At 71.1% G+C, this 23,032-nt stretch carries 17 protein-coding genes; 6 read left to right on the forward strand and 11 right to left on the reverse strand.

Features of this window, described 5'->3' with window-relative positions; genetic code table 11:
- Position 1: 1 nt before the first annotated feature.
- From C6Y14_RS13090 to C6Y14_RS13115, 6 genes are all read right to left on the reverse strand, one after another.
- The gene (locus C6Y14_RS13090; protein ID WP_107016767.1) at positions 2-547 is read right to left on the reverse strand and encodes a MaoC family dehydratase; all 546 of its coding nucleotides are present in this window, start codon (positions 545-547) and stop codon (positions 2-4) included.
- A gap of 4 nt (positions 548-551) precedes the next feature.
- A complete protein-coding gene (locus C6Y14_RS13095) occupies positions 552-1,526 on the reverse strand; it encodes an HpcH/HpaI aldolase/citrate lyase family protein (protein WP_107016768.1) in 975 nt (324 codons plus the stop codon).
- Positions 1,523-3,571: a protein meaA gene (locus tag C6Y14_RS13100; protein WP_107016769.1), complete on the reverse strand. Its 2,049-nt coding sequence runs from the start codon at positions 3,569-3,571 to the stop codon at positions 1,523-1,525. The genes C6Y14_RS13095 and C6Y14_RS13100 overlap by 4 nt, the downstream gene beginning before the upstream one ends.
- Positions 3,572-3,580: 9 nt before the next feature.
- Positions 3,581-4,918: a crotonyl-CoA carboxylase/reductase gene (ccrA, locus tag C6Y14_RS13105; protein ID WP_107016770.1), complete on the reverse strand. Its 1,338-nt coding sequence runs from the start codon at positions 4,916-4,918 to the stop codon at positions 3,581-3,583.
- Positions 4,919-5,328: 410 nt separating this feature from the next.
- A complete protein-coding gene (locus tag C6Y14_RS13110; protein ID WP_225891045.1) occupies positions 5,329-6,144 on the reverse strand; it encodes a TetR family transcriptional regulator in 816 nt (271 codons plus the stop codon).
- Between the two features lie 193 nt (positions 6,145-6,337).
- A complete protein-coding gene (locus tag C6Y14_RS13115; RefSeq protein WP_107016772.1) occupies positions 6,338-8,152 on the reverse strand; it encodes a 3-hydroxyacyl-CoA dehydrogenase family protein in 1,815 nt (604 codons plus the stop codon).
- A 336-nt stretch (positions 8,153-8,488) separates the two neighbouring features.
- Here C6Y14_RS13115 and C6Y14_RS13120 point away from each other — a divergent pair, with 336 nt between their 5' ends.
- Positions 8,489-9,088 carry an adenylosuccinate lyase gene (locus C6Y14_RS13120; RefSeq protein ID WP_107016961.1) on the forward strand — a complete coding sequence of 200 codons (600 nt, stop codon included), beginning with the start codon at positions 8,489-8,491 and terminating at the stop codon, positions 9,086-9,088.
- Positions 9,089-9,758: 670 nt separating this feature from the next.
- On the opposite strand, the gene C6Y14_RS13125 is transcribed toward C6Y14_RS13120, so the two are convergent.
- Complete coding sequence (locus C6Y14_RS13125) at positions 9,759-10,388, reverse strand: response regulator (RefSeq protein WP_107016773.1); 630 nt, start codon at positions 10,386-10,388, stop codon at positions 9,759-9,761.
- A gap of 505 nt (positions 10,389-10,893) precedes the next feature.
- Between C6Y14_RS13125 and C6Y14_RS13130 the strand changes: the two genes are divergently transcribed.
- On the forward strand, positions 10,894-11,892 hold the full coding sequence (locus C6Y14_RS13130) for a sensor histidine kinase (RefSeq protein ID WP_159074232.1): 999 nt from the start codon (positions 10,894-10,896) through the stop codon (positions 11,890-11,892).
- On the opposite strand, the gene C6Y14_RS13135 is transcribed toward C6Y14_RS13130, so the two are convergent.
- The 4 genes from C6Y14_RS13135 to C6Y14_RS13150 form a co-directional block, all read right to left on the reverse strand.
- Positions 11,873-12,460: a GNAT family N-acetyltransferase gene (locus C6Y14_RS13135; protein WP_225891046.1), complete on the reverse strand. Its 588-nt coding sequence runs from the start codon at positions 12,458-12,460 to the stop codon at positions 11,873-11,875. The two genes, C6Y14_RS13130 and C6Y14_RS13135, sit on opposite strands and share 20 nt — an antisense overlap.
- Positions 12,457-12,855, reverse strand: a complete 399-nt coding sequence (locus tag C6Y14_RS13140) for a RidA family protein (protein WP_107016776.1) — start codon at positions 12,853-12,855, stop codon at positions 12,457-12,459. Before C6Y14_RS13140 ends, C6Y14_RS13135 begins: the two co-directional genes overlap by 4 nt.
- Before the next feature lie 67 nt (positions 12,856-12,922).
- Positions 12,923-14,542 carry an alpha/beta hydrolase gene (locus C6Y14_RS13145; protein WP_107016777.1) on the reverse strand — a complete coding sequence of 540 codons (1,620 nt, stop codon included), beginning with the start codon at positions 14,540-14,542 and terminating at the stop codon, positions 12,923-12,925.
- Between the two features lie 223 nt (positions 14,543-14,765).
- Positions 14,766-15,806, reverse strand: a complete 1,041-nt coding sequence (locus C6Y14_RS13150) for an Rv2578c family radical SAM protein (RefSeq protein ID WP_107016778.1) — start codon at positions 15,804-15,806, stop codon at positions 14,766-14,768.
- A 149-nt stretch (positions 15,807-15,955) separates the two neighbouring features.
- Between C6Y14_RS13150 and C6Y14_RS13155 the strand changes: the two genes are divergently transcribed.
- The 4 genes from C6Y14_RS13155 (at position 15,956) to C6Y14_RS13170 (ending at position 22,917) form a co-directional block, all read left to right on the forward strand.
- Complete coding sequence (locus C6Y14_RS13155; protein ID WP_107016779.1) at positions 15,956-16,399, forward strand: SRPBCC family protein; 444 nt, start codon at positions 15,956-15,958, stop codon at positions 16,397-16,399.
- Between the two features lie 222 nt (positions 16,400-16,621).
- Positions 16,622-19,024 (forward strand): MFS transporter, encoded by a 2,403-nt coding sequence (locus tag C6Y14_RS13160; protein WP_107016780.1) that lies wholly within the window; start codon positions 16,622-16,624, stop codon positions 19,022-19,024.
- A gap of 413 nt (positions 19,025-19,437) precedes the next feature.
- Positions 19,438-21,888, forward strand: a complete 2,451-nt coding sequence (locus C6Y14_RS13165) for an ATP-binding SpoIIE family protein phosphatase (protein ID WP_107016781.1) — start codon at positions 19,438-19,440, stop codon at positions 21,886-21,888.
- Between the two features lie 306 nt (positions 21,889-22,194).
- Positions 22,195-22,917: a class I SAM-dependent methyltransferase gene (locus tag C6Y14_RS13170; protein WP_107016782.1), complete on the forward strand. Its 723-nt coding sequence runs from the start codon at positions 22,195-22,197 to the stop codon at positions 22,915-22,917.
- The last annotated feature ends 115 nt before the right edge of the window (positions 22,918-23,032 follow it).

Consider the following 23,032-nt stretch of genomic DNA (forward strand, 5'->3'; position numbering starts at 1 on the left):
GCTACTTCTCCGTCTTCTGGTCGGCGGAGGCCTTCTTCTCCGCGGGAGCCCTCAGCTCCGGGCGGCCGGGCTGTTCGCCGCCGCGCTCCTTGATGTACGTCTCGGTGGGGACCATCACCTTGCGGCGGAACACGCAGACCAGCGTGCCGTCCTGCTTGTAGCCCTTCGTCTCGACGTACACGATCCCGCGGTCGTTCTTGGACCGGGAGGGCGTCTTGTCGAGGACCGTGGTCTCGCCGTAGATCGTGTCGCCGTGGAAGGTCGGCGCGACGTGCTTGAGCGACTCGACCTCCAGGTTGGCGATCGCCTTGCCCGACACGTCGGGGACGGACATGCCAAGGAGCAGGGAGTAGATGTAGTTCCCGACCACCACGTTCTTCTTGAAGTCGGTGGTGTTCTCCGCGTAGTTGGCGTCCATGTGGAGCGGATGGTGGTTCATCGTGAGCAGACAGAAGAGGTGGTCGTCGTACTCGGTCACGGTTTTTCCGGGCCAGTGCTTGTAGACCGCTCCGACTTCGAACTCTTCGTAGGTTCGCCCGAATTGCATGTGCTCAGGCCTCCGGCGCTTCGAACTTGCTGGTGCGTTCCATGCCCGCGGCGCGGCCCTTGCCGGAGATGACCAGGGCCATCTTGCGGCTCGCCTCGTCGATCATCTCGTCGCCGATCATCGCGGAGCCCTTCTTGCCGCCCGCCTCGGACGTGTAGTACTCGTACGCGTCCAGGATCAGCTCGGCGTGGTCGAAGTCCTCCTGGGACGGCGAGAAGATCTCGTTCGACGCCTCGACCTGACCGGGGTGCAGCACCCACTTGCCGTCGAAACCGAGGGCAGCGGCGCGCCGGGCGACCTCGCGGTAGCCGTCCACGTTGCGGATCTGCAGGTAGGGGCCGTCGATCGCCTGGAGGTTGTTGGCGCGGGCGGCCATCAGGATCTTCATCAGGATGTAGTGGTAGGCGTCCGCCGGGTAGCCGGGCGGCTGCTCGCCCACGACCAGCGACTTCATGTTGATCGACGCCATGAAGTCGGCCGGGCCGAAGATGATCGTCTCGACGCGCTGGGAGGCCGTCGCGATCTCGTTGACGTTGTTCAGGCCCTGCGCGTTCTCGATCTGCGCCTCGATGCCGATCTTTCCGACCTCGAAGCCCATCGTCTTCTCGATCTGCGTCAGGAGCAGGTCGAGCGCCACCACCTGCTGGGCGTCCTGCACCTTCGGCAGCATGATGCAGTCGAGGTTGGGTCCCGCACCCTCGACGACCGTCACGACATCGCGGTACGTCCACTCGGTCGTCCAGTCGTTCACGCGCACGACCCGCGTCTTGCCCGTCCAGTCGCCCTCGTTGAGGAACTTGACGATGGTGTGCCGCGCCTCCGGCTTGGCCAGCGGTGCGCACGCGTCCTCCAGGTCGAGGAAGACCTGGTCGGCGGGCAGACCCTGGGCCTTCTCCAGGAAGCGGGGGTTCGAGCCGGGCACGGCCAGGCAGGAGCGCCGCGGGCGCAAACGGTTGACCTGGGGAACAGGGCTGGTCATGCGGGGACCTCCAGAGGGTCGAGCTTGTTCGCTTTCCGGATCTCGTCGACGATACGGCCGATGATTCCCGTGATGTCGAAGTCCTTCGGGGTGAAGACCGCGGCCACTCCCGCGGCCCTCAGCAACTCGGCGTCGGCGTTCGGGATGATCCCGCCGGCGATCACGGGGATGTCGGCGGCGCCCGCCTCGCGCAGCCGTTCCAGCACGTCGGGCACCAGCTGGGCGTGCGAGCCCGACAGGATGGACAGGCCCACGCCGTGGACGTCCTCGGCGACGGCCGCGGTCACGATCTCCTCGGGCGTGAGCCGGATGCCCTGGTAAACCACCTCGAAGCCGGCGTCACGGGCGCGTACGGCGATCTGCTCGGCGCCGTTCGAGTGCCCGTCCAGGCCCGGCTTGCCCACCAGGAAGCGGAGCTTGCCGACGCCCAGGTCCTTCGCGGTCAGCTCCACCTTGCGGCGGACCACCGCCATCGCGGTGCCCTCCTCGGCGGTCACCGCGACGGGCGCGGAGGACACCCCGGTGGGGGCGCGGAACTCGCCGAAGACCTCGCGCAGGGCGCCGGCCCACTCGCCGGTCGTGACGCCGGCACGGGCGCACTCCAGGGTGGCCTCCATGAGGTTGCCGGTGCCCTTGGCGGCCTCCTTCAGCCGGTCCAGCGCCTTGCACGGGCGCGGGTGGTTGAAGGGCGGCTGGTAGCGGGTGTCGCGCCACTTCTGGAGGGCGCTCGTCACCCGGGCCTCGACCGCCGGGTCGACCGTCTGGATCGCGGCGTCCAGATCGGCCGTGAGCGGGTTGGGCTCGGTCGACTCGAAGATGTTGACGCCGACGATCTTCTCGTCGCCGGACTCGATACGGGCCCGGCGCTCGGCGTGCGAGGAGACGAGCTGCGACTTCAGATAGCCCGACTCGACGGCCGCCATCGCGCCGCCCATCTCCTCGATCCGGTCGATCTCGGCGAAGGAGTCCTCGACCAGCTGGGCGACCTTCGCCTCCACGACGTGCGAACCCTCGAAGATGTCCGCGTATTCCAGCAGGTCGCTCTCGTAGGCGAGCACCTGCTGCATACGCAGCGACCACTGCTGGTCCCAGGGGCGGGGCAGCCCCAAGGCCTCGTTCCAGGCGGGAAGTTGCACGGCACGCGCGCGTGCGTCCTTGGAGAGGGTGACGGCCAGCATCTCCAGGACGATCCGCTGGATGTTGTTCTCCGGCTGGGCCTCGGTCAGGCCGAGGGAGTTGACCTGGACCCCGTACCGGAACCTGCGGTGCTTGGGGTTCTCGATGCCGTACCGCTCGCGGGTGATGCGGTCCCAGATGCGGCCGAACGCCCGCATCTTGCACATCTCCTCGACGAACCGGACGCCCGCGTTCACGAAGAAGGAGATGCGCGCGACCACGTCCCCCTTCTGGTCCTCGCGGATCTGCCCGGACGCGAACACCGCGTCGAGCACGGCGATCGCGGTGGACATCGCGTACGCGATCTCCTGGACCGGAGTGGCTCCCGCCTCCTGGAGGTGGTAGCTGCAGATGTTGATCGGGTTCCACTTGGGGATGTTGTTGACCGTGTAGCAGATCATGTCCGTCGTCAGACGGAGGGAGGGCACCGGCGGGAACACGTGCGTGCCCCGCGACAGGTACTCCTTCACGATGTCGTTCTGGGTCGTCCCCTGGAGCGTGGTGATGTCCACACCCTGCTCCTCGGCGACGACCTGGTAGAGCGCCAGCAGCCACATGGCGGTGGCGTTGATGGTCATCGAGGTGTTCATCTGCTCCAGGGGGATGTCCTGGAACAGCCGGCGCATGTCACCGAGGTGCGAGACCGGTACGCCGACCCGGCCGACCTCGCCGCGGGCGAGGATGTGGTCGGGGTCGTACCCGGTCTGGGTCGGCAGGTCGAACGCGACCGACAGACCCGTCTGCCCCTTGGCGAGGTTGCGCCGGTACAGCTCGTTGGACGCCTCCGCGGTGGAGTGGCCGGCGTAGGTCCGCATGAGCCACGGCCGGTCCTTCTCGGTGCGCTCCTGCGGCGTCTGGCGCTCTGTCATCTTCGGACCTCAGATGTTCCGGAAGCGGTTGATGGCGTCGACGTGCTGGGCGCGCTTCTCCTCGTCGCGCACACCGAGACCCTCGGTGGGCGCCAGCGCCAGGACCCCGACCTTGCCCTGGTGGAGGTTGCGGTGCACGTCGTACGCGGCCTGCCCGGTCTCCTCCAGCGAGTACACCTTGGACAGCGTCGGGTGGATCTTGCCCTTCGCGATGAGCCGGTTGGCCTCCCAGGCCTCGCGGTAGTTGGCGAAGTGCGAGCCGATGATCCGCTTCAGGGACATCCACAGGTAGCGGTTGTCGTACTCGTGGTTGTAGCCCGAGGTGGAGGCGCAGGTGACGATGGTGCCGCCCTTGCGGGTGACGTACACGGAGGCGCCGAAGGTCTCGCGGCCCGGGTGCTCGAAGACGATGTCGACGTCCTCGCCGCCGGTCAGTTCGCGGATGCGCTTGCCGAAGCGCTTCCACTCCTTCGGGTCCTGGTGGTGCTCGTCCTTCCAGAACCGGTAGTCCTCCGCGTTGCGGTCGATGATCGCCTCGGCGCCCATCGCCCGGCAGATGTCCGCCTTCTGCGGGCTGCTGACCACACAGATGGGGTTGGCGCCGCCGGCGAGCGCGAACTGCGTGGCGTAACTGCCGAGGCCGCCGCTCGCGCCCCAGATGAGGACGTTGTCGCCCTGCTTCATCCCGGCGCCGTTGCGGGAGACCAGCTGCCGGTACGCGGTGGAGTTGACCAGGCCGGGCGCCGCGGCCTCCTCCCAGCTGAGGTGGTCGGGCTTGGGCATCAGCTGGTTGGACTTGACGAGCGCGATCTCGGCGAGGCCGCCGAAGTTGGTCTCGAAGCCCCAGATGCGCTGCTCGGGGTCGAGCATGGTGTCGTTGTGCCCGTCGCTGGACTCCAGCTCGACGGACAGGCAGTGCGCGACGACCTCGTCACCGGGGTGCCAGGCGTTCACGCCCGGACCGGTGCGCAGCACGACGCCCGCGAGGTCGGAACCGATGACGTGGTACGGCAGGTCGTGGCGCTTGGTCAGCTCGCTGAGCCTGCCGTAGCGCTCCAGGAAGCTGAAGGTGGACACCGGCTCGAAGATCGAGGTCCACACGGAGTTGTAGTTGACCGAGGAGGCCATCACGGCCACCAGGGCCTCGCCGGGGCCGAGCTCCGGCACCGGCACGTCGTCCAGGTGGATCGACTTGCGCGGGTCCTTGTCGCGGGTGGTGAGCCCGGCGAACATCTCCGTCTCGTCCTTGTGCACGGTGATCGCGCGGTAGGACTCGGGGAGCGGTAGCGCGGCGAAGTCGGCGGACGTGGCGGTCTGCGACTGGATCGCGTCCAGGATTTCCTTCACGGTGTTGCCTCCGGCGATGAGCGTCCGAGAGCGTCCGAGGGAGAACGCTGAGGGGTACGTCGGGGTGGGTAGCTGCTGGTGAGACGTGCCGTCGGTTCGGCAAGGGGGTGGTGCTCGGCAGCGCTTTGTGGCGCGGAAGGTTGCCTGTGACGCAGGCGTCCGGGCTCGCAGGCATTGGCTTGCGGGGACAGCCGGCGTACGAAGGTTCTCTGCACGCCGGCCGCCCGGACCACTTCAACGTATGACACTGCGTGTCATCTAGCAAGGCACCGAGTGCCAACAATTTCTCTCAGTTGTCATCTGCCTGTCACAGATGAGCGATGATCGATCAAGCGCGGGGGCAAAAGGGCATTGAAAAAGGGGCACTGCCCGGGTGGGCGTGCCCCTTCAGTGGTGATTGCGGGTCGTTTCTACGACCGTTCCTTCAATGCCTGCTCGATGGTCCGCATCACCTGGTGCAGCGGAGCGTCCACGCGGGCGACGGTCACCAGCACCTCGCCCTCCACCGACGCGGCGGACACGGGCGCCGCGTGCGCGGCGGTGTCCCGACCGGCGCCTATCCCCGTGCCGAAGGTCTTCCTGACGATCGAGAAGGCGTGGTCCAGCTGCGCCTCCACGTCACCCTGGGCGCCCGCCCGCAGCCATCTGCGCAGCACGTGGTTGTGCGCGGTGACCACGGCCGACGCGGCGACCTCCGCGAGCAGCGGATCGTCGTTGGCGTCGTCGTCGTGGGCGTGCTCGTCGAAGTGCCCCAGCAGATAGCGGGTGAACAGCCGCTCGTACCGGGCCACGGACGCGATCTCCGCCTCCCGCAGCGTCGGCACCTCACGCGTCAGCTTGTAGCGCGAGACCGAGATCTCCGGCCGCGCCGCGTACATCTGCATGACTTCCTTGATCCCGCGGCACACCGTGTCCAGCGGATGCTCGTGCGCCGGCGCGGCGTTGAGCACCGCCTCGGCCCGGATCAGGGTGTCGTCGTGGTCCGGGAAGATCGCCTCCTCCTTGGACCGGAAGTGCCGGAAGAAGGTGCGCCGGGCCACCCCGGCCGCGGCCGCGATCTCGTCGACCGTCGTCGCCTCGTACCCCTTCGTCGCGAAGAGCTCCATCGCGGCGGCCGCCAGCTCTCGGCGCATCTTGAGCCGCTGCGCCGCGGCGCGACCGCCCGCGGCGCTCTCCGGCGCGTCGGACGTGGCTGGTGTACGGGAGGACTTGGCGGGCTGGGACATGCCCCGAACGTACTGCATGTACGCGCCGGAGCGCTCCCGACCGGGTCTTTCTCCGCCGGGGCCCAGGGCCCCCGCGGAGGCGCCGGCGGGGTCGAGCAGCCCGCCCCAGTCCGCACGCCCGCCTCCGGGCCGGTCCCCTGGCCCGGAGGCGCACCTGCCGGGCCGGTCCCCGGGCCCGTCTTCGCGCGACGGCTCAGCGCCGCGCATATTCGCGGAAGCCGCGGCCCGTCTTGCGGCCGAGGCAGCCCGCGGCCACCAGGTGCTCCAGGAGCGGCGCCGGGGCCAGACCCGGGTCGCGGAACTCGCGGTGCAGCACCTTCTCGATGGCCAGCGAGACATCCAGGCCGACCACGTCGAGGAGTTCGAACGGGCCCATCGGGTAGCCGCCGCCGAGCTTCATCGCGGCGTCGATGTCGTCGAGCGTCGCGTAGTGCTCCTCGACCATCTTGATCGCGTTGTTCAGGTACGGGAACAGGAGCGCGTTGACGATGAACCCCGCCCGGTCGCCGCAGTCCACCGGGTGCTTGCGGACCTTCGCGCACAGCTCGCGGACCGTGGCGTGCACGTCGTCCGCCGTCAGGACCGTGCGCACGACCTCGACCAGCTTCATCGCGGGGGCCGGGTTGAAGAAGTGCATGCCGATCACGTCCTGCGGCCGCGAGGTGGCCCTCGCGCAGGCGACGACCGGCAGCGAGGACGTCGTCGTGGCCAGGATCGCGCCCGGCTTGCAGACCTTGTCGAACACCGCGAAGAGCTGCTGCTTGATCTCCAGGTCCTCGGCGACGGCCTCCAGCGCCAGATCGACCTCGGCGAAGGCCTCGTACGAACCCGCCGGGGTGATGCGCCCCAGGGTCTCGGCGGCCGCCTCCGCGGTCATCCGGCCCTTGTCGACGGAGCGCGAGAGGGACTTGCCGATACGGGCCTTCGCGGTCCCGGCCTTCTCCTCGGTGCGGGCGGCGAGGACGACGTCGTACCCGGCCTTCGCGAAGACCTCCGCGATGCCGGACGCCATCGTTCCGGAGCCCGCGACACCGACCGAGCGGACGGTCCGGCCGACCGTCCCGGACCCCGCGGCGGACGGCGTCAGCGCGTCCGGGACGACGGTCGCGCTGCCCGGAGCGTCGTACGTGTAGAAGCCACGCCCCGACTTGCGGCCGGTCAGGCCCGCCTGGCTGAGCTGCTTGAGGACCGGCGCCGGCGCGTGCAGCCGGTCGTGCGACTCGGCGTACATGGCCTCCAGGACCGTACGCGCGGTGTCCACGCCGATCAGGTCGAGCAGGGCGAGTGGGCCCATCGGCAGGCCGCAGCCCAGCCGCATCGCGGCGTCGATGTCCTCGCGGCTGGCGTACTTGGCCTCGTACATCGCGGCGGCCTGGTTGAGGTAGCCGAAGAGCAGGCCGTCGGCGACGAAGCCGGGGCGGTCGCCGACCGCGACGGGCTCCTTGCCGAGTTCGAGGGCGAGGTCGGTGACGGCGGCGACGGCGCCCGGCGCGGTCAGCACGGACGAGACGACCTCGACGAGCTTCATCGCGGGCGCGGGGTTGAAGAAGTGCAGGCCCAGGACCCGTTCGGGATGGGCCGAGTCGGCGGCCAGCCGGGTGACCGACAGGGCGTTCGTGCCGGTCGCCAGGATCGTCCCGGGCCGCACGACACCGTCCAGCTCCCGGAAGATCTGGTGCTTGATCTCGTACGACTCCGGGGCCACCTCGATCACCAGGTCGGCGTCGGCCGCGGCCCGCAGATCGGTGAAGGTGCGGAAGCGGGCGAGGGTGTCGTCGCGTTCCTGCTCGGTGATGCGTCCGCGCCGCACGGCACGGGCGGTCGAGGACTCCAGCGCGCCGACGGCCTGCGCCGCGGCGGCCTCGCTGATGTCGATGCCGACGACCTCGCGGCCGGCCCGGGCGAGGATCTCGGCGATACCGGTGCCCATCGTGCCGAGGCCGACGACGGCGACGGTCCGCAGGAGGGAGACGGAGGACAACGAGGGGTCGGACAGGGGAGTGGCCATCGCGGGACTCCAGGAATGAGTGACGACTGAGGGACGCACGCGGGTACGCCGACGGGCGCACGGAGTGCGGTGGGAAACGCTGAGGCGAACCGACAGGCCCTGTCCCGGAGCCGTGCCGTCATGTCGAACTGAGGTACCTGAAGTACCGAACCGACCAGCTCCCTCACGACCGCTGGGGTGTGAGGGTGTTCCCGCGGCGGCTGCGTCACCAGGCCACCACGGGCGGATCCACGAGTGGGTAACTCGCTCGATTGAGCTTAACCGGTGAGTAACGAGCGCGCCAGCCCGCTTTCCGGGCCGGTCCGTGTGACCTATGTCGCCGATAGTCTCTGCATCATGGACGAAGAGTTGCGATCGCTCACCCAGCGCTTACGGCAGGAGGCGGGCACGATGGCGTCCTTCTCGTACGAACGACTGGCGGCGACCGGCGATCTCGACGAGCTGGCCGCCGTGCTCATCGCTCCCGAACAGCCGCTCTGGGCGCGGGAGCTGGCCGCGTTCCGGCTCGGTGTCGCCGGGGACCGACGGGCCTTCGAGGCGCTCGTCCTGCTGCTCAACCACCGGGATCCGCAGCGGTGCGCGTCCGCCGCGTACGCCATGGCCCGGCTGGGGGATCCGCGTACCGCGCGGGCGGCGGCGGCCCTCGCCACGAACGAGCTGCGCGTCGCGTACGCGCTTCATCCGGTGCGGCTGCTGGTGGAACTGCGGGCGCCGGAGTCCGTGCCGGCGCTGATCACCACTCTGGCGCGGCGGTTCCGGCCGCACGATCCGTATCGGCGGGTCGCGCTCGCGTGTGTGGAGGGGCTGGGGGTGCTGGGGGACGAACGGGCTCGGCCCGTGCTGAACGAGGCGCTGGTGCATCCGGAGTTGGCGGGGGCGGCGGCCGACGCGTTGCGGCGGCTGCCGGCTCAGCGGGTCCCGCGGGGGCGGGGCTAGCAGGTTGGGGTTGGGGTGCGTGTAGGGGCCTGTTTGTACCTGCGGGCCGGTGGGGGCTTGTCGCGCAGTTCCCCGCGCCCCTGAGGGGGTGGGGCGTCGGCGTCGGCTTGTGGCTGCGGGGCCGGTGGGGGCTTGTCGCGCAGTTCCTCGCGCCCCTGAGGCGCGGCTGTTCCTCGCGGCTCTGGTGGGCGCGGCGGTCTGCTGGGGGCCTGGGCCCCGTCAGGGGCGCGGGGAACTGCGCGGCCAGCCACGATGGACCTGCAGGTTCAGGATGGTCCTGAGCAGGGGGTTTGTGCGGTGCGGGTCAGTGGGGGGCGGGCCGCGCGGTTCCCCGCGCCCCTGACGGGGTGGGCGGGCGCGTCGGCTTGTGGCTGCGGGCCGGCGCGCAGGCCCTCGCGCCCCTGAGGGGGGTCGCCGGGGGTTCGCCCGGCGGGAGGCGGGCGATCGGCAGGTGGACGAGCTTCGCGCTCGTGGCCCGGGCCCTGCTCCCCGGCGGCCCCTGGTGTGCGACCGTCCGGCTGGGTGCGACATGGGATTCGGGTCGTCGCTCGGCACCGGCGTGAACCGTTGCCGTGGAGGGTCGCACATTTCGCACCATAAGTGACGGGCGTTCGGGCGGAAATACCCCAGGCGGGGCGAACGGCCCCCTCAGATGGGCTGATTCGCCGCTCTACGGCAGCTCGCGCGGCAGGATTCCCAGCCGCGTGGCCGTCACCACCGCCTCCAGCTGACTGTGCGCGCGCAGTTTCACCAGGACGCTCTTCACATGTCCGCGTACCGTGTGCCGGCTGAGGACGAGCCGGTCCGCGATCGCCTTGAGGCCGTGTCCCTGGGCGAGCAGGACCAGCACCTCGTGCTCACGCCGGGTCAGCCCGGCCCCGTTGCGCTGCCGAGGCGGTAGCCGGGCCGCCAGGGTCGACTCCTCGACGAGCAGTTTGCCGGTGGCCGTCGTCCGGATCGCGGTGAGGATGTCCCCGAACGGGCTGTGCTTGGCGAGGAACGCCGAGGCGCCCGCTGTCACCGCCCGCGCCAGTTGGTCGGGGGTCGCGTCCGCGGTCAGGACGACCACCCGTGCAGAAGGGTGGGCCTTCTTCAGCAGCCGCGTGCCCTCGATCCCGTCCGTGCCCGGCAGATGGATGTCCATCAGCACCACGGAGGGGGGCCGACGGGCCGCCTCCCGCAACGCCTCGTCGACCGTACCCACCGCTTCGCCGCAGTCCAGGTCCGGTTGTGCTCCGATGGCGATGGCCAGGGCGTCGGCCAGCGCGCGCTGGTCCTCGACCACGAGCACGCGGATCATCCCGGATCCTCCCCCTCCGGATGGCCGGCTCTCCCCGGGCCGGTGGTGGCGATGCGCTTTCGAGCGTAGTGCTGAAGGCCCCCGGCGGGTCCCGGCCGTACCCGGGAATATGCCTCCCGTGTCTGGCCCAACGCCCGGTGCACGGTACAGAGTTGAGGAGGAACGCAGAGGGCGGCCGGTGAGTGGCCGGTCAGCGGCAGGTGGCAGGGGGCGCCGGGGGGAGACCTGTGCGTTCCGCGTACCGCACGAGCCCGGGTTCACGGGGCCGTCCCCGCCGCGTCGGCCGACGCGCGTCTGATGTGCTGTGCGTACCGCCTGTCCGACCGTTTGCGGACAGGGGGCGTCGACGCCGTGAGGAAGCCGCGACGGGCGGCCGGCGAAGGGGGTCTCCCGGCCGCACCACCGGGTGCCCGGCGGGGGCGGCGGGGGAAGCGGGGGGACATGAGAGGTACCGGTTCGCCATATGGACCGCTGGGGCGGCGAAGGGGGCGCGGGGACGAACGCGATGGCTGACGACGGGCGTCAGGAACTGTACGCGGCCATGACGCTGGCCGCGCCCGACGGCATCGTCGCGGTCGACGCCGACGGCTGCGTAGGAGCGTGCAACCCGGCCGCGGCGGCGCTGCTGGAGCGGCCGGCCGACGAGCTGATCGGCTCCGTGTTCGGCTTTCCGCTCGCCGACGGGGAGTCCACCGAGGTCACGCTGGTCCTGCCGAACGGCCGCAACAAGGTGGTCGAGATGACGGTCGCCCTCGCCCGGTTCGACGGCCGGCGCCTGTACGTGGCCACGCTGCGCGACGGAACCCGCCGGCAGCAGGCCGACCATGTGCTCCAGGCCGCCCTGGAGCACCAGAGCGTGGTCGTCGCGGTCGCCGCCCACCAACTGCACAACCCGCTGGCCGCACTGAGCGCCCTGGTGCACGTGCTCCGGGAGCCGCCGCCCGGACTGGCCGACGAGCGGCGCGCGGAGGTGGTCGAGCGGATCGCCGAACGCACGGCCCGCCTCCAGGCCCTGGTCCGCAAACTCCTCACCGCCGCACGGCTCGACGGCGCCGGCCGGCAGGGCGTACCGGAGCCGGTGGAGGTGCTGGACTTCCTGCTGGACCAGTTCACCGAGTCCGGGGCCGCCCGCGACGGACTGAGACTCGCCGTCCCGGCCCGGCTGGTGGCGCGTGTCGACCCGGTGGGCTTCGCCGAGATCTTCGGCAACTACCTGGAGAACGCGCTCACCTACGGCCGGGATCCCGTCGAGATCACCGCACGGGAAGCCGGCGGACGCATCGAGCTCCGGGTCGCGGACCATGGCCCCGGTGTGCCGGAGTCCTTCGTTCCGCACCTCTTCGAGCGCTACCGCCGCGACCCCGCCACCGCGGCGGCCACCGAGGGCACCGGCCTCGGCCTGTGGATCGCCCGCAGCCTGGCGCGCGCCAACGGCGGCGACGCCTGGTACGAACCGGGCCGGCCGAACGGCGCGGTCTTCTGCGTCAGCCTCCCCAAGGGATGACGCCGTCTTCCAGCACCCTTGCGTACCGCACCTCCGGCACCTCGACGCCCTCGACCTCGTAGGGCTCCTCGGTGCCGTCCGCGGTGAAACCGGCCCGTTCGTAGAAGCGGCGCGCGCCCGCGTTCTCCCGAAGGACCCAGAGCAGCATCCTGTCGTGCCCCGCGGCGGCGCACCGCTGGACCGACGCCCGCAACAGGGCACGGCCCACCCCGCGTCCGATCCGGTCGGGGTCGACGTAGATCGCGTACAGCTCGGCGTCCCCGGCACCCTCGATGTCTCCGGCGTCCTGGGTACGTGGTTCCCCGCCGCGGTAGGGCCCGTGGCAGGCCCAGCCGACAACCGCGCCGGCCGACTCCGCGACGAGGTTCACCACGCCCTTGCCGGCGGCCTGCGCGAAGTGGGCCCGCCGCCGCGGGAGTTCGGCCGCCACGTCGAGCCCGTCGAGATAGGACCGGGGCATCAGACCCTGGTACGCGCTCTGCCAGCCGCGTACCCGGATCTCCGCCACGCGGGGGCAGTCGGACAGGGTCATCTCGCGGATGTGGGGCGGGCCATCGGTACGGCTCATGCGGGCAGTATCGCGAACGCCTCTATCTCCATCAGGAACTCCGGGCGGACCAGGGCGGCGACCTGTACGGCGGAGGCGGCCGGGAGGCGGTCCTGCGGGATGTGTTCGGCCCGGGCCGCGCGGATGGCGGGCATGTGGGCCATGTCCGTGACGAAGTAGGTCAGTTTGACCACGTCGTCGAAGCCCGCGCCGGCCGCGGCGAGGCAGCGCCGCAGATTCTCGAAGACCTGACGGGCCTGGGCAGCCGGGTCGCCCTCGCCGACCGGCTTCCCCTCCTCGTCGAGCGCCAGCTGGCCCGAGACCGCCACGAAGCGGCCCGTGCCCATGACGACGTGCGCGTAGGCGGCGGCGGGGGCGACCCCGTCGGGGGCGGTGATGCGGATCGGTCCGGTCATGGATCAATCCTGCACCACGGCACTGACAACGCCCCCGACCAGCATCGATCGGCCCGATCTGCCCCGGCTAGCCGCGGAAACCGATCAGGCCGTGCAGGGTCGCACCCCGCGAGGACGCCGTGCCCGTGCCCGTACCCGCCTTCGCGGTCAGCGGCTCGGGGTCGGGCAGCTTCGCGCACACCGCGTCGGCCTCGCCGTTCCCGCGCGGCACCCGGCCGTCGGTCAGATAGGCGGCCAGGTGCTTGTCCAGGCAGGTGTTCCCGCTCAGCGTGATGCCGTGGTTGCCGCCGCCCTGCTCGACCACCAGGCTGGACCCGCCCAGCAGGTGGTGGACCATGACACCGCCCTCGTACGGGGTGGCCGCGTCGTCCGTCGCCTGGAACAGCAGTACCGGCGGCACCGCGTCGTTCGAGACGTCCACGGGCTCGGCCGGGCCCGTGGGCCAGAACGCGCACGGGGCGTTGTACCAGGCGTTGCTCCAGGTCATGAAGGGCGCCTTCTTGTAGACCGCCCAGTTGTCGTCGCGCCAGTCGTCCCAGTCGCGCGGCCAGCTCGCGTCACGGCACTGCACCGAGGTGTAGACGCTGTAGCCGTTGTCGCCCGCCGTGTCGACGGCCCCGAAGTTCTCGTACGCCTCCACCAGCAGGTCGTCGTTCTTCGTCTTCACGTAGGCCGCGAACGCGTCGGCGAGATACGGCCAGTAGCCGTTGAAGTAGGCGCCGGGGGAGAAGGTGTCCTCCAGCTCCGAGGCGCCGACCGTCTTGTCCGCCGGCTTCTTCGCCAGCGCCGCCCGCATCGCGTACCAGGCCGCCTCGATCCTCTCCGGATCGGTGCCCAGCCTGTACGTCGCGTCGTGCTTGGCGACCCAGGCCATGAAGGCCCGGTGGCGGGTGTTGAACGCGTGGTCCTGCGCGATGTTGTCGTCGTACCAGACGCCGGTGGGATCGACGACGGAGTCCAGCACCATGCGCCGTACCCGCTCCGGATACAGCTTGGCGTAGACGGCGCCCAGGTAGGTGCCGTACGAGTACCCGAAGTAGTTGATCCTCCTGGCCCCCAGGGCGCCGCGGATCGCGTCCATGTCCTGGACGGCGCTCACCGTGTCGATGTACGGCAGCAGGTCCCCGTACTTGCTCGCGCAGGCCTTCGCGAAGGCCTCGACGCGGTCGAGGTTGGCCCCTTCGACAGCGGGGGTCGTCGGCAGCGAGTCGGGGCGCACCGGCTTGAAGTGCCCCGGCCGGCAGTTCAGGGCGGGCCTGCTCGCGCCGACCCCGCGCGGGTCGAAGCCGATGACGTCGTACTGGGCGGCCACGCTCTTCGGCAGCGAGGCCGCGACGAATCCGGCGAGGGTCAGACCGCTGCCGCCGGGACCGCCCGGGTTCACCAGCAGGGGGCCCTGGTACGTCTTCTTGGAGGTGTGCGGGACCCGGGACAGCGCGAGTGTGATCTTCCGGCCCTGCGGGTTCGCGTGGTCTAGGGGCACCTTCAGGGACGCGCACTGGAGCGTCGGGTAGTTCTTGGTGCCGCACTTCTTCCAGGTGGGCTTCGCCGCGGCCCTCGGCGTGTCGGCGGCGGGTGCGGTGCGCCGGGCGGTCGCGGAGGCCGGGCTCGCGTCGGCCGGGACCGCGGTGATCATTCCGGCAACCACGGCGGCGGCACCGCACAGAGCGGCTGCGCGTCGGTTCACAATGAATCGCCTCACATCGATGTACCGGACAGGGGGCCGTGCACCTCACGGCCCTGGCCGTATCGTCCCGGGGCGGATGCCCGGAAGGACCGCTTCTGCCGAGAGTTGACCCCATTGGGCCGCGGTTTACGGCCGGATGCAGGGCAGGGGGCGACGGCCGGTGCGAGGGGTGTCGGTACCGGTGCGCGAGGGATGTCGGTGCGCGTGCGTGAGGGAGTGCCGGTCACAGAAGGGTGAGCTGGGTGGGCCCCGAGGCGACCGGTTCGGGCACCGGGATCCTGCGGGGCATCCCCGCGCGCGTGGGACCTATCCCGTACTCCTCGGCCAGCTCGTGCACCTGTCGGGTGATCCGGCGCTGATACCACTTCGGGGCGTACGCGCCCTCCGCGTACAGCCGCTCGTACCGGCGCACGAGGTGCGGGTGGTGGTGCCCCAGCCAGCTCATGAACCATTCGCGCGCGCCAGGCCGCAGATGCAGCACGAGGGGGGTCACCGAGGTCGCGCCGGACGCCGCGATCGCCCGTACCGTCGCCCGCAGTTGGGTGGGGTCGTCGCCGAGGAAGGGGATCACGGGGGCCATCAGGACCCCGCAGTCGATGCCGTGCGCGCTCAGGGTGCGGACGACGTCGAGGCGGCGCTCCGGGGCGGGCGTGCCCGGCTCCACGGTCCGCCACAGGTCGAGGTCGGTGAAGCCCACGGAGACGGAGATCCCGACCTCGGTGACGGCCGCCGCCTGCTTCAGAAGGTCCAGGTCACGCAGGATCAGCGTGCCCTTGGTGAGGATGGAGAAGGGGTTCGCGTGGTCGCGCAGGGCCGCGATGATGCCGGGCATCAGCCGGTAGCGGCCCTCGGCGCGCTGGTAGCAGTCCACGTTGGTGCCCATCGCGATGTGGTCACCGAGCCACCGCCGGGAGCCGAGCTGGCGCCGCAGCAGCTCCGGGGCGTTCACCTTCACCACGATCTGGCTGTCGAAGCCGAGGCCGGTGTCCAGGTCGAGATAGCTGTGGGTCTTGCGGGCGAAACAGTAGACACACGCGTGCGTGCACCCCCGGTAGGGGTTGACCGTCCACTCGAAGGGCATGCGCGAGGCCCCCGGTACGCGGTTGACGATCGACCTGGCCCGGATCTCGTGGAAGGTGATCCCACGGAACTCGGGCGTGTCGAACGTCCGGGTGGTCACCGACTCCGCGCCGAACAGCGCGGGGTTCGTGGGCCCTGCCGACGGATTCCCGCCGGACTCCACTGCGAGGTTCTCCCACCGCATGACGCCTCCTCGATAGCACTGACCACAGAATAGAACACATGTTCCCTTGATCGTGCGACCCCATAGTCGGGACCCCGATTTGGGCGGCCCGGCCGCCTGATGGTTGGCTGAGCGCTGACGCCCGAGATCCCGAGTGCTGGAGGAACGCAATGGCGCAGGTCGAGGCCACCACCGAGCGAGTCGTGACGGGTCAGCCGGACGACGTGTTCGACGCGCTGGCCGACTACAACGGCACGCGTTCGAAGATCCTGAGCGAGCACTTCAGCGAGTACGAGGTCCGCGAGGGCGGCGACGGCGAGGGAACCGTCGTCCACTGGAAGCTCCAGGCCACCAGCAAGCGCATCCGCGACTGCCTGCTCGACGTGAGCGAGCCCACCGACGGCGAACTCGTCGAGAAGGACCGCAACTCCTCGATGGTCACCACCTGGCGGGTCACCCCGGCCGGCGAGGGCAGGTCGCGCGTCGTCGTCACCACCGTCTGGGACGGCGCCGGCGGCATCGGCGGGTTCTTCGAGAGGACCTTCGCGCCCAAGGGTCTCGGCCGCATCTACGACGAGGTGCTGGCGAAGCTCGCCGCCGAGGTGGAGAAGTAGCTCCCCGGGGCAACTCCCCGCCACCTTGGGCCCCATGCGCACGGGCGGGTTCCACGCTCACCGTTTCGAGTGGTTCTCGGTACGGGCCCAGTTGTACGCCGTAGGGCTCCCACCGGCGGATACGTCCGCCGAGGCCCGCCTCAGGGCGACTCGTCGCGCTTGCTCCCAGATGTCGCACAATGCGAGAAATGGGCCCCGCAGGCGCGACGAGGGGAGCAGCACGTGGGCGGCACGGCTCTGGCGGAGAGCGGACGAGACGTTTCCTCTCCGGCCCCCGACACACCCCAAGCGCCGCCCGCTCTCCCCCAGTTGGAGACACTGAGCCCGCGCCGCGTGCGCCTGGTCTTTTTCGCGCTCATGCTCGCGCTGCTCCTCGCGGCGCTGGAGCAGATGATCGTCGCCACCGCGCTCCCGAAGATCGTCGGAGAGCTGCACGGCCTCGACAAGATGTCCTGGGCGATCACCGCGTACCTGCTCACCTCGACCGTGGGACTGCCCGTCTACGGCAAGTTCGGCGACCTGTACGGCCGCAAGGGCGTCTTCCAGTTCGCGATCGTCGTCTTCTTGATCGGCTCCGCACTCGCCGGACGGTCGCGCACCATGGACCAGTTGATCGCCTTCCGCGCCCTCCAGGGAGTCGGCGCCGGCGGCCTCATGATCGGCGTTCAGGCCATCATCGCGGACGTCGTGCCGGCCCGGGAGCGGGCCCGCTTCATGGGGATGATCGGCGCCGCCTTCGGACTCGCCTCGGTCGCGGGCCCGTTGCTCGGCGGCTACTTCACCGACCACCTCTCCTGGCGCTGGTGCTTCTACATCAACGTCCCCTTCGGACTCATCACCCTCGCCGTCGTGGCCGTCGTCCTCGAACTGCCGAAGCCCACCGCAAGGCCCCGCCTGGACGTCCTGGGCGCCCTGCTGCTCGCCGCCGCCTCCACCTGCCTCGTCCTGCTGACCAGTTGGGGCGGCACGGAGTACGCGTGGGGCTCGCGCGTCGTCCTCGGGCTCGCCGCGGGAGCCGTCGCCTCGACCGCGCTCTTCCTGCTCGCCGAGCACCGCGCGGCCGAACCCCTCATCCCGCTACGGCTGTTCCGCGACGGCGTCTTCAACGTCACCGCTCTCGTCGGGGTGATCGTCGGCGTCGCCCTCTTCGGCGCGGCCAGCTATCTGCCCACGTACCTGCAGATGGTCGACGGAGCCAGCGCCACCGAGTCCGGCCTGCTCATGCTCCCCATGATGGGCGGCATCGTCGGCGCCTCGATCGTCTCCGGCCAGCTCATCAGCCGCAACGGCCGCTACAAGATCTATCCGATCCTCGGCGGCGCCCTGTCCGTCGTCGGCATGTGGCTGCTCTCACGGCTCGAAGCCGACACACCCCGGCTGCACTACAGCGTGTGGATGGCCCTGCTCGGCGCCGGGATCGGCCTGGTCATGCCCGTGCTGATCCTCGCCGTCCAGAACTCCGTCCACCCGCACGACCTCGGCACCGCGACCAGCGCCAACAACTACTTCCGGCAGATCGGCGGCAGCGTCGGCGCGGCGGTCTTCGGCACGCTCTTCGCGAACCGGCTCGCCGACTCCCTCGCCGACCGGCTGCCTGCCGGGGCCGGCGTACCCGACCCCGAGTCCATCACCCCGCAGCTCGTCCACGCGCTGCCCGCCGACCTGAGGGACGGCTACATCGCGGCGTACACCGACGCGATGCCGCGGATCTTCCTCTACCTCGTGCCGGTGCTCGTCCTCGGCCTGCTCGTCGCCTTCTTCCTCAAGGAGAAACCGCTGGTGTCCCACCACACCCCCACCGCAGCCCCCGAGACCGCCGCGCCTCCCCACCCCCCGCTGCCCGGCGCCCGTTCGTCGTACGCTGCCGGGATCCCCGTCTGCGGCACCGTGCAGCACCCCGACGGCACGGTCGTGCCCCGCGCCGCGCTCACCCTCATCGACGTCGCGGGGCAGCAGATCGGGCGGGGCGCGAGCGGCGAGGACGGACGGTACGCGCTGTCGACGCCCGGAGCGGGGGCGTACGTCCTCATCGCCGCGGCGGGCGGGCATCAGCCGCAGGCGGTCAGTGTCACCGTCGGGGAACGGCCCGTGGAACTGGACGTGGTCCTCGGCGGGGCGGGGCGGCTGGCCGGGAGCGTCGTCACGGCGGACGGGACGCCCGTGCGGGACGCGACCGTCACGCTCACCAACGTGCACGGGGAGGTCGTCGCCGCGACGCGCAGCGGTCGTGAGGGCGGCTATGTCATCACGGAGCTGGTGGCGGGGGAGTACACGCTGGCCGGCAGCGCGCCGGCCTTCCGGCCCGCCGCGCTGCCCGTGAGCGTGCAGGCCGCGCGCGAGACCCGGCAGGACGTCGAACTCGCGGGCGGGGCGGTGCTGCGGGGCACCGTGCGGGCCAGTGGGGGGCGGCCGGTGGAGGATGCGCGGGTCACGCTGCTCGACGCGGCGGGGAACGTGGTGGACACGTTGACCACCGGGGGTGACGGGGCGTTCCGGTTCATCGACCTCTCGTCGGGGGAGTACACGGTGATCGCGGCGGGGTATCCGCCGGTGGCGACGGTTCTGCAGGTCGCGGGCGGTGGACGCACGGAGCGCGACCTGCAACTGGGCCACGAGGACGACTGAGGGGGCGCGGGGAACGGCGCGCCCGGCCCCCACCGTCCCGCAGCCGACGGCCTGCCCGAGCCCCCACCCCCAGGGGCGCGAGGAACTGCGCGGCCAGCCCCCACCGGTCCGCAGGTAAAAGATTGCGCCGTTCCCCGCGCCCCTGGGGGGTGGGGGTTTGGGTGGTTTGTCGGCCGCGGGACGGTGGGGGGCTGGCCGCGCAGTTCCTCGCGCCCCTGGGGGGTGGGGGCTTGCGTAGACCGTTAACCGCGGGTTGGTGGGGGCCCGGCGCGCCGTTCCTCGCGCCCCTGGGCGGGGCCCGGGGTGCGCCGGAGGGAATTCGGGGAATGGGGCACATCGGCGTCGGACCCGGACGTACCGTGGTGGGAGTGGTGGCACAGATCTTGCGGACCGTGGGAGAGAGGGCCTGAGCCATGGACCGTGGCACCGAGAGGGGCAACCCTCCGCACGGGCCCGCCGCGGCGGGGCGGATTCCGCTGGCCGTGGTCGTGGTGGACCGCGAAGGACTGGTCTCGCACTGGAGCCGCGGCGCCCGCCGCCTCGTCGGCACCACGAGGGAGGAAGCCGTCGGCCGCCCCGTCGTAGACCTGCTCCCGGTCTCCGGCGCGCTGCCCGAGGACGACGAGGCCGAGCCCTACGGGGCGTACGCCGCGTACGACGGACTCGGCCCCGACCTCGAATCCTCCCTGGACGGGCGGCTGTTCTACCCGGCGGCAGGCCGCGCACGGCTGACGGCCGCGGACAGTGACCGGATCGACGTCCTGTGGTGGGCGTACCCACTTGTGGGGCCGGGGGCCGAGCGCCTGCTGGTCCTCGCCGCCGACGCGGGCGCGCTGCGTCCCGAGGACGCCGGCGTGTCCGGCGCGGGCGCCGCCGTGGAGCGCATCGCGCCCGGGTTCGCGCTGCACACCGACTTCCCCGGCGCCGAGGACCTGGCCCGCAGGCTGCCCGAGATCCTGCCGAGCATGAGCGTGGGCGAAAGCGCCCGCATCGTCGCGCAGGTCCTCGAACTGGGCTATCCCGTCCTGGAGTTCAGCCAGAACGACCGGGTCCCCGTCACCCCCGACTGGGGTGTCCCGCGTCGCACCGAGCGCATGGAGCGCCGGCAGAGGGCGGCTGCCGCGGCCCTGTCGGGCGAGCCCCTGCCGCAGGACGCCGAGCACGAGGACGAGGGCGAGGACCTCGAATACGTGGCCGTACGCGAGCGGCTGGAGTTCCTGAACGAGGTCAGCGGACGCATCGGCACCTCGCTCGACCTGTCCCGCACCATCGTCGAGGTCAGCCGGGCCGTCGTCCCGCGCTTCACCGACGTGGCCGGGACCTATCTGCGTGAACAGGTCGTCGCCGGTGAGGGTTTCTCCGACGGTGTGCCCGACACGACCACCATGTGGCACCGGGTCGCGCTGGAGCACACGGACGAACCGGGCCGCTGGGACGACGTCGTGCCGGTCGGCGAGGCCATGCCCTTCCCCGCGCACACGCCGTTCTTCCAGTGCATGACCACCGGCGAACCCGTCCTGGTGCCCCGCATCAGCGAGCAGATGGGCCACATGATCGCCGCGCAGTTCGAGAAGCGCGACATCCGGCCCCTCATCACCGGCCGCTCCATGCTGGTCGTGCCCCTCAAGGCCCGCAATGTGGTCCTCGGCTTCATGATCCTGCTGCGGCATCCGGAGCGCGTCGAGTTCAACGACATGGACCGCGTCACCGGCGCCGAACTCGCCGCGCGCGCCGGGCTCGTACTCGACAACGCCCGCATGTACACGTACCAGGAGAGTGTCGCCGAGACCCTCCAGGACAGCATGCTGCCGCACATCGCGCCGCGGATGTCCGGCTGTGACATCGCGACCCGCTATCTGCCGGGCACACTGCTCGGGCGGGTCGGCGGCGACTGGTTCGACTCCGTGAAACTGCCCGGCTCGCGCACCGCCCTCGTCGTCGGTGACGTGATGGGCCACGGGCTCAACTCGGCGGCGATGATGGGGCAGTTACGGACCGCCGTCCAGACCATGGCGGCCCTCGACCTGCCGCCCGCCCAACTCCTGCGCAACCTCGACGACCTGGCGCAGCGACTCGGCGAGCACTACCTCGCGACCTGCCTGTACGCGATCTACGACCCCATCGCGAGCGAGCTGGAGATCGCCAACGCGGGCCATATCCCGCCCGTGCTGGTCCGCGCCGAGAACGGCCACAGCGATCTGCTGGAACTGCCGACCGGCGCGCCCATCGGGGTCGGCGGGGTGCCCTTCGAGTCCGTACGTGTGCGGGTGGCGCCCGGCGACCGGCTCGTGATGTGCACCGACGGTCTGGTCGAGGTGCGCGGCGAGGACATCGGTGTCGGTCTCGCCACGCTCTGCGAGTCCGCGGCCCATCCGGCCGCCTCCATGGACGACGCCTGCGACACCATCATCCGGGCGCTCAACACCCGCGGTGGCCGCAAGGACGACGTGGCGCTGCTGATGGCCCGGCTCAACGGCATCGAGCCCGAGGACGTCGCCGAGTGGCGGATCGGGCACGACCCCCGGGAGGCCGGCAGGGCGCGTGCGGCGGTCCGTGAGCAGCTCCATGTGTGGGGCCTCGGTTCCGTCGCCGACACCGCCGAGCTGCTGGTGAGCGAGCTGGTCACGAACGCGGTGCGGCACTCCCACAGCCGGCCCATCGACCTCAGGCTGGTCCGGGGCGACACGCTGCTGTGCGAGGTGGACGACGACGATCACACCCTGCCCACGTTGCTCAGTGCGGGGCGGCTCGACGAGTTCGGGCGCGGGATGCGGGTCGTGAGCACGTTGGCGCGTGAGTGGGGGACGAGTCGGACCAGCTCCGGCAAGACGGTGTGGTTCGAACTGACGTTGCCGCGTCGCTGACGGCTGGGCTGGAAGCGTAGAGATGACTCTGCGGGCCGGTGGGGGCGGGCCGCGCAGTTCCCCGCGCCCCTCGGGGCGCGCCCTGCGGGCGCAGCCTCGGCGCTGACCGCTTGGCCGGAGGTGTGGGGATGATTCCGCGGGCCGGTGGGGGCGGGCCGCGCAGTTCCCCGCGCCCCTTTCGGGGCGTAGTCCCGAGCGTGACCGCGTGCTGTGGCGAATGAGGCGTGAAGGTGTGTGCCGTGTTCTTGTCGGTGTGGGTCCGGCGCGGTAGACCGGACTGCCTGTCACTTTTTCTGGGGAGCCGGCATGAGCGTGACCACTCGGTACAGGGAGGCCTGGGAAGGCTTCTGGCGGGAGGCCTCCGCCGAGCGGGGAGCCGTCTTCTGGGACGCCGAGCCCGCGCTCACCGCAGGCGTCCATCTCGGCCTGTTCGAGCCCCACTTGGCGGCTCCGGGGCTGCCCCTCGTGGACCTCGGCTGCGGCAACGGCACCCAGACCCGGTTCCTCGCGGACCGCTATCCGCGGGTCATCGGCGCCGACCTGTCGGCCGCGGCCCTCGACCACGCCCGGCTCGCGGACCCGGCCGGCCAGGCCCACTACCGGATGGTCGACGCGGCGGAGCGGGCCGAGGCCGAGACGCTGCACGCCGAGATAGGCGACGCCAACGTCTACATGCGGGGCGTCCTGCACCAGTGCGAGCCCGCCGACCGGCAGTCGCTCGTCGACGGTCTGGCCACGCTCGTCGGCGACCGGGGCCGCGCGTTCCTCGTCGAACCGGCCGAGGCGGCCGGTGTCATGCTGCGTGATCTCGCCCGCGGCCCCGGTGGGCCGCCCGCGAAACTCGCGCCCGTCCTGCGACACGGCATCGCGCCCGGCGAGGTGGTCGACGCCGCCGTGCCGGAGTATCTGCGGGTGGCCGGTCTCGGCGTCGTGGCGAGGGGGGAACTGCCGCTCGTCACCACGGAGTTCCGGGCCGACGGTTCGCGGATCGAGTTGCCCTCCCTGTGGATGGTCGTGGGGCGCGGCTGAGGGGTTGGTGGAAGTCGTTCCAAGTCTCCTGGAAGTTCGGTCGTAGGTGGCGTTTGACATGGGCACGATCTAAAAGGCGGTTCCCCGGCAGGCCGCCACCGCCCTTCCGCGCACG

Source organism: Streptomyces dioscori, from assembly GCF_003024195.1.
GTDB classification, from domain to species: Bacteria; Actinomycetota; Actinomycetes; order Streptomycetales; family Streptomycetaceae; genus Streptomyces; species Streptomyces dioscori.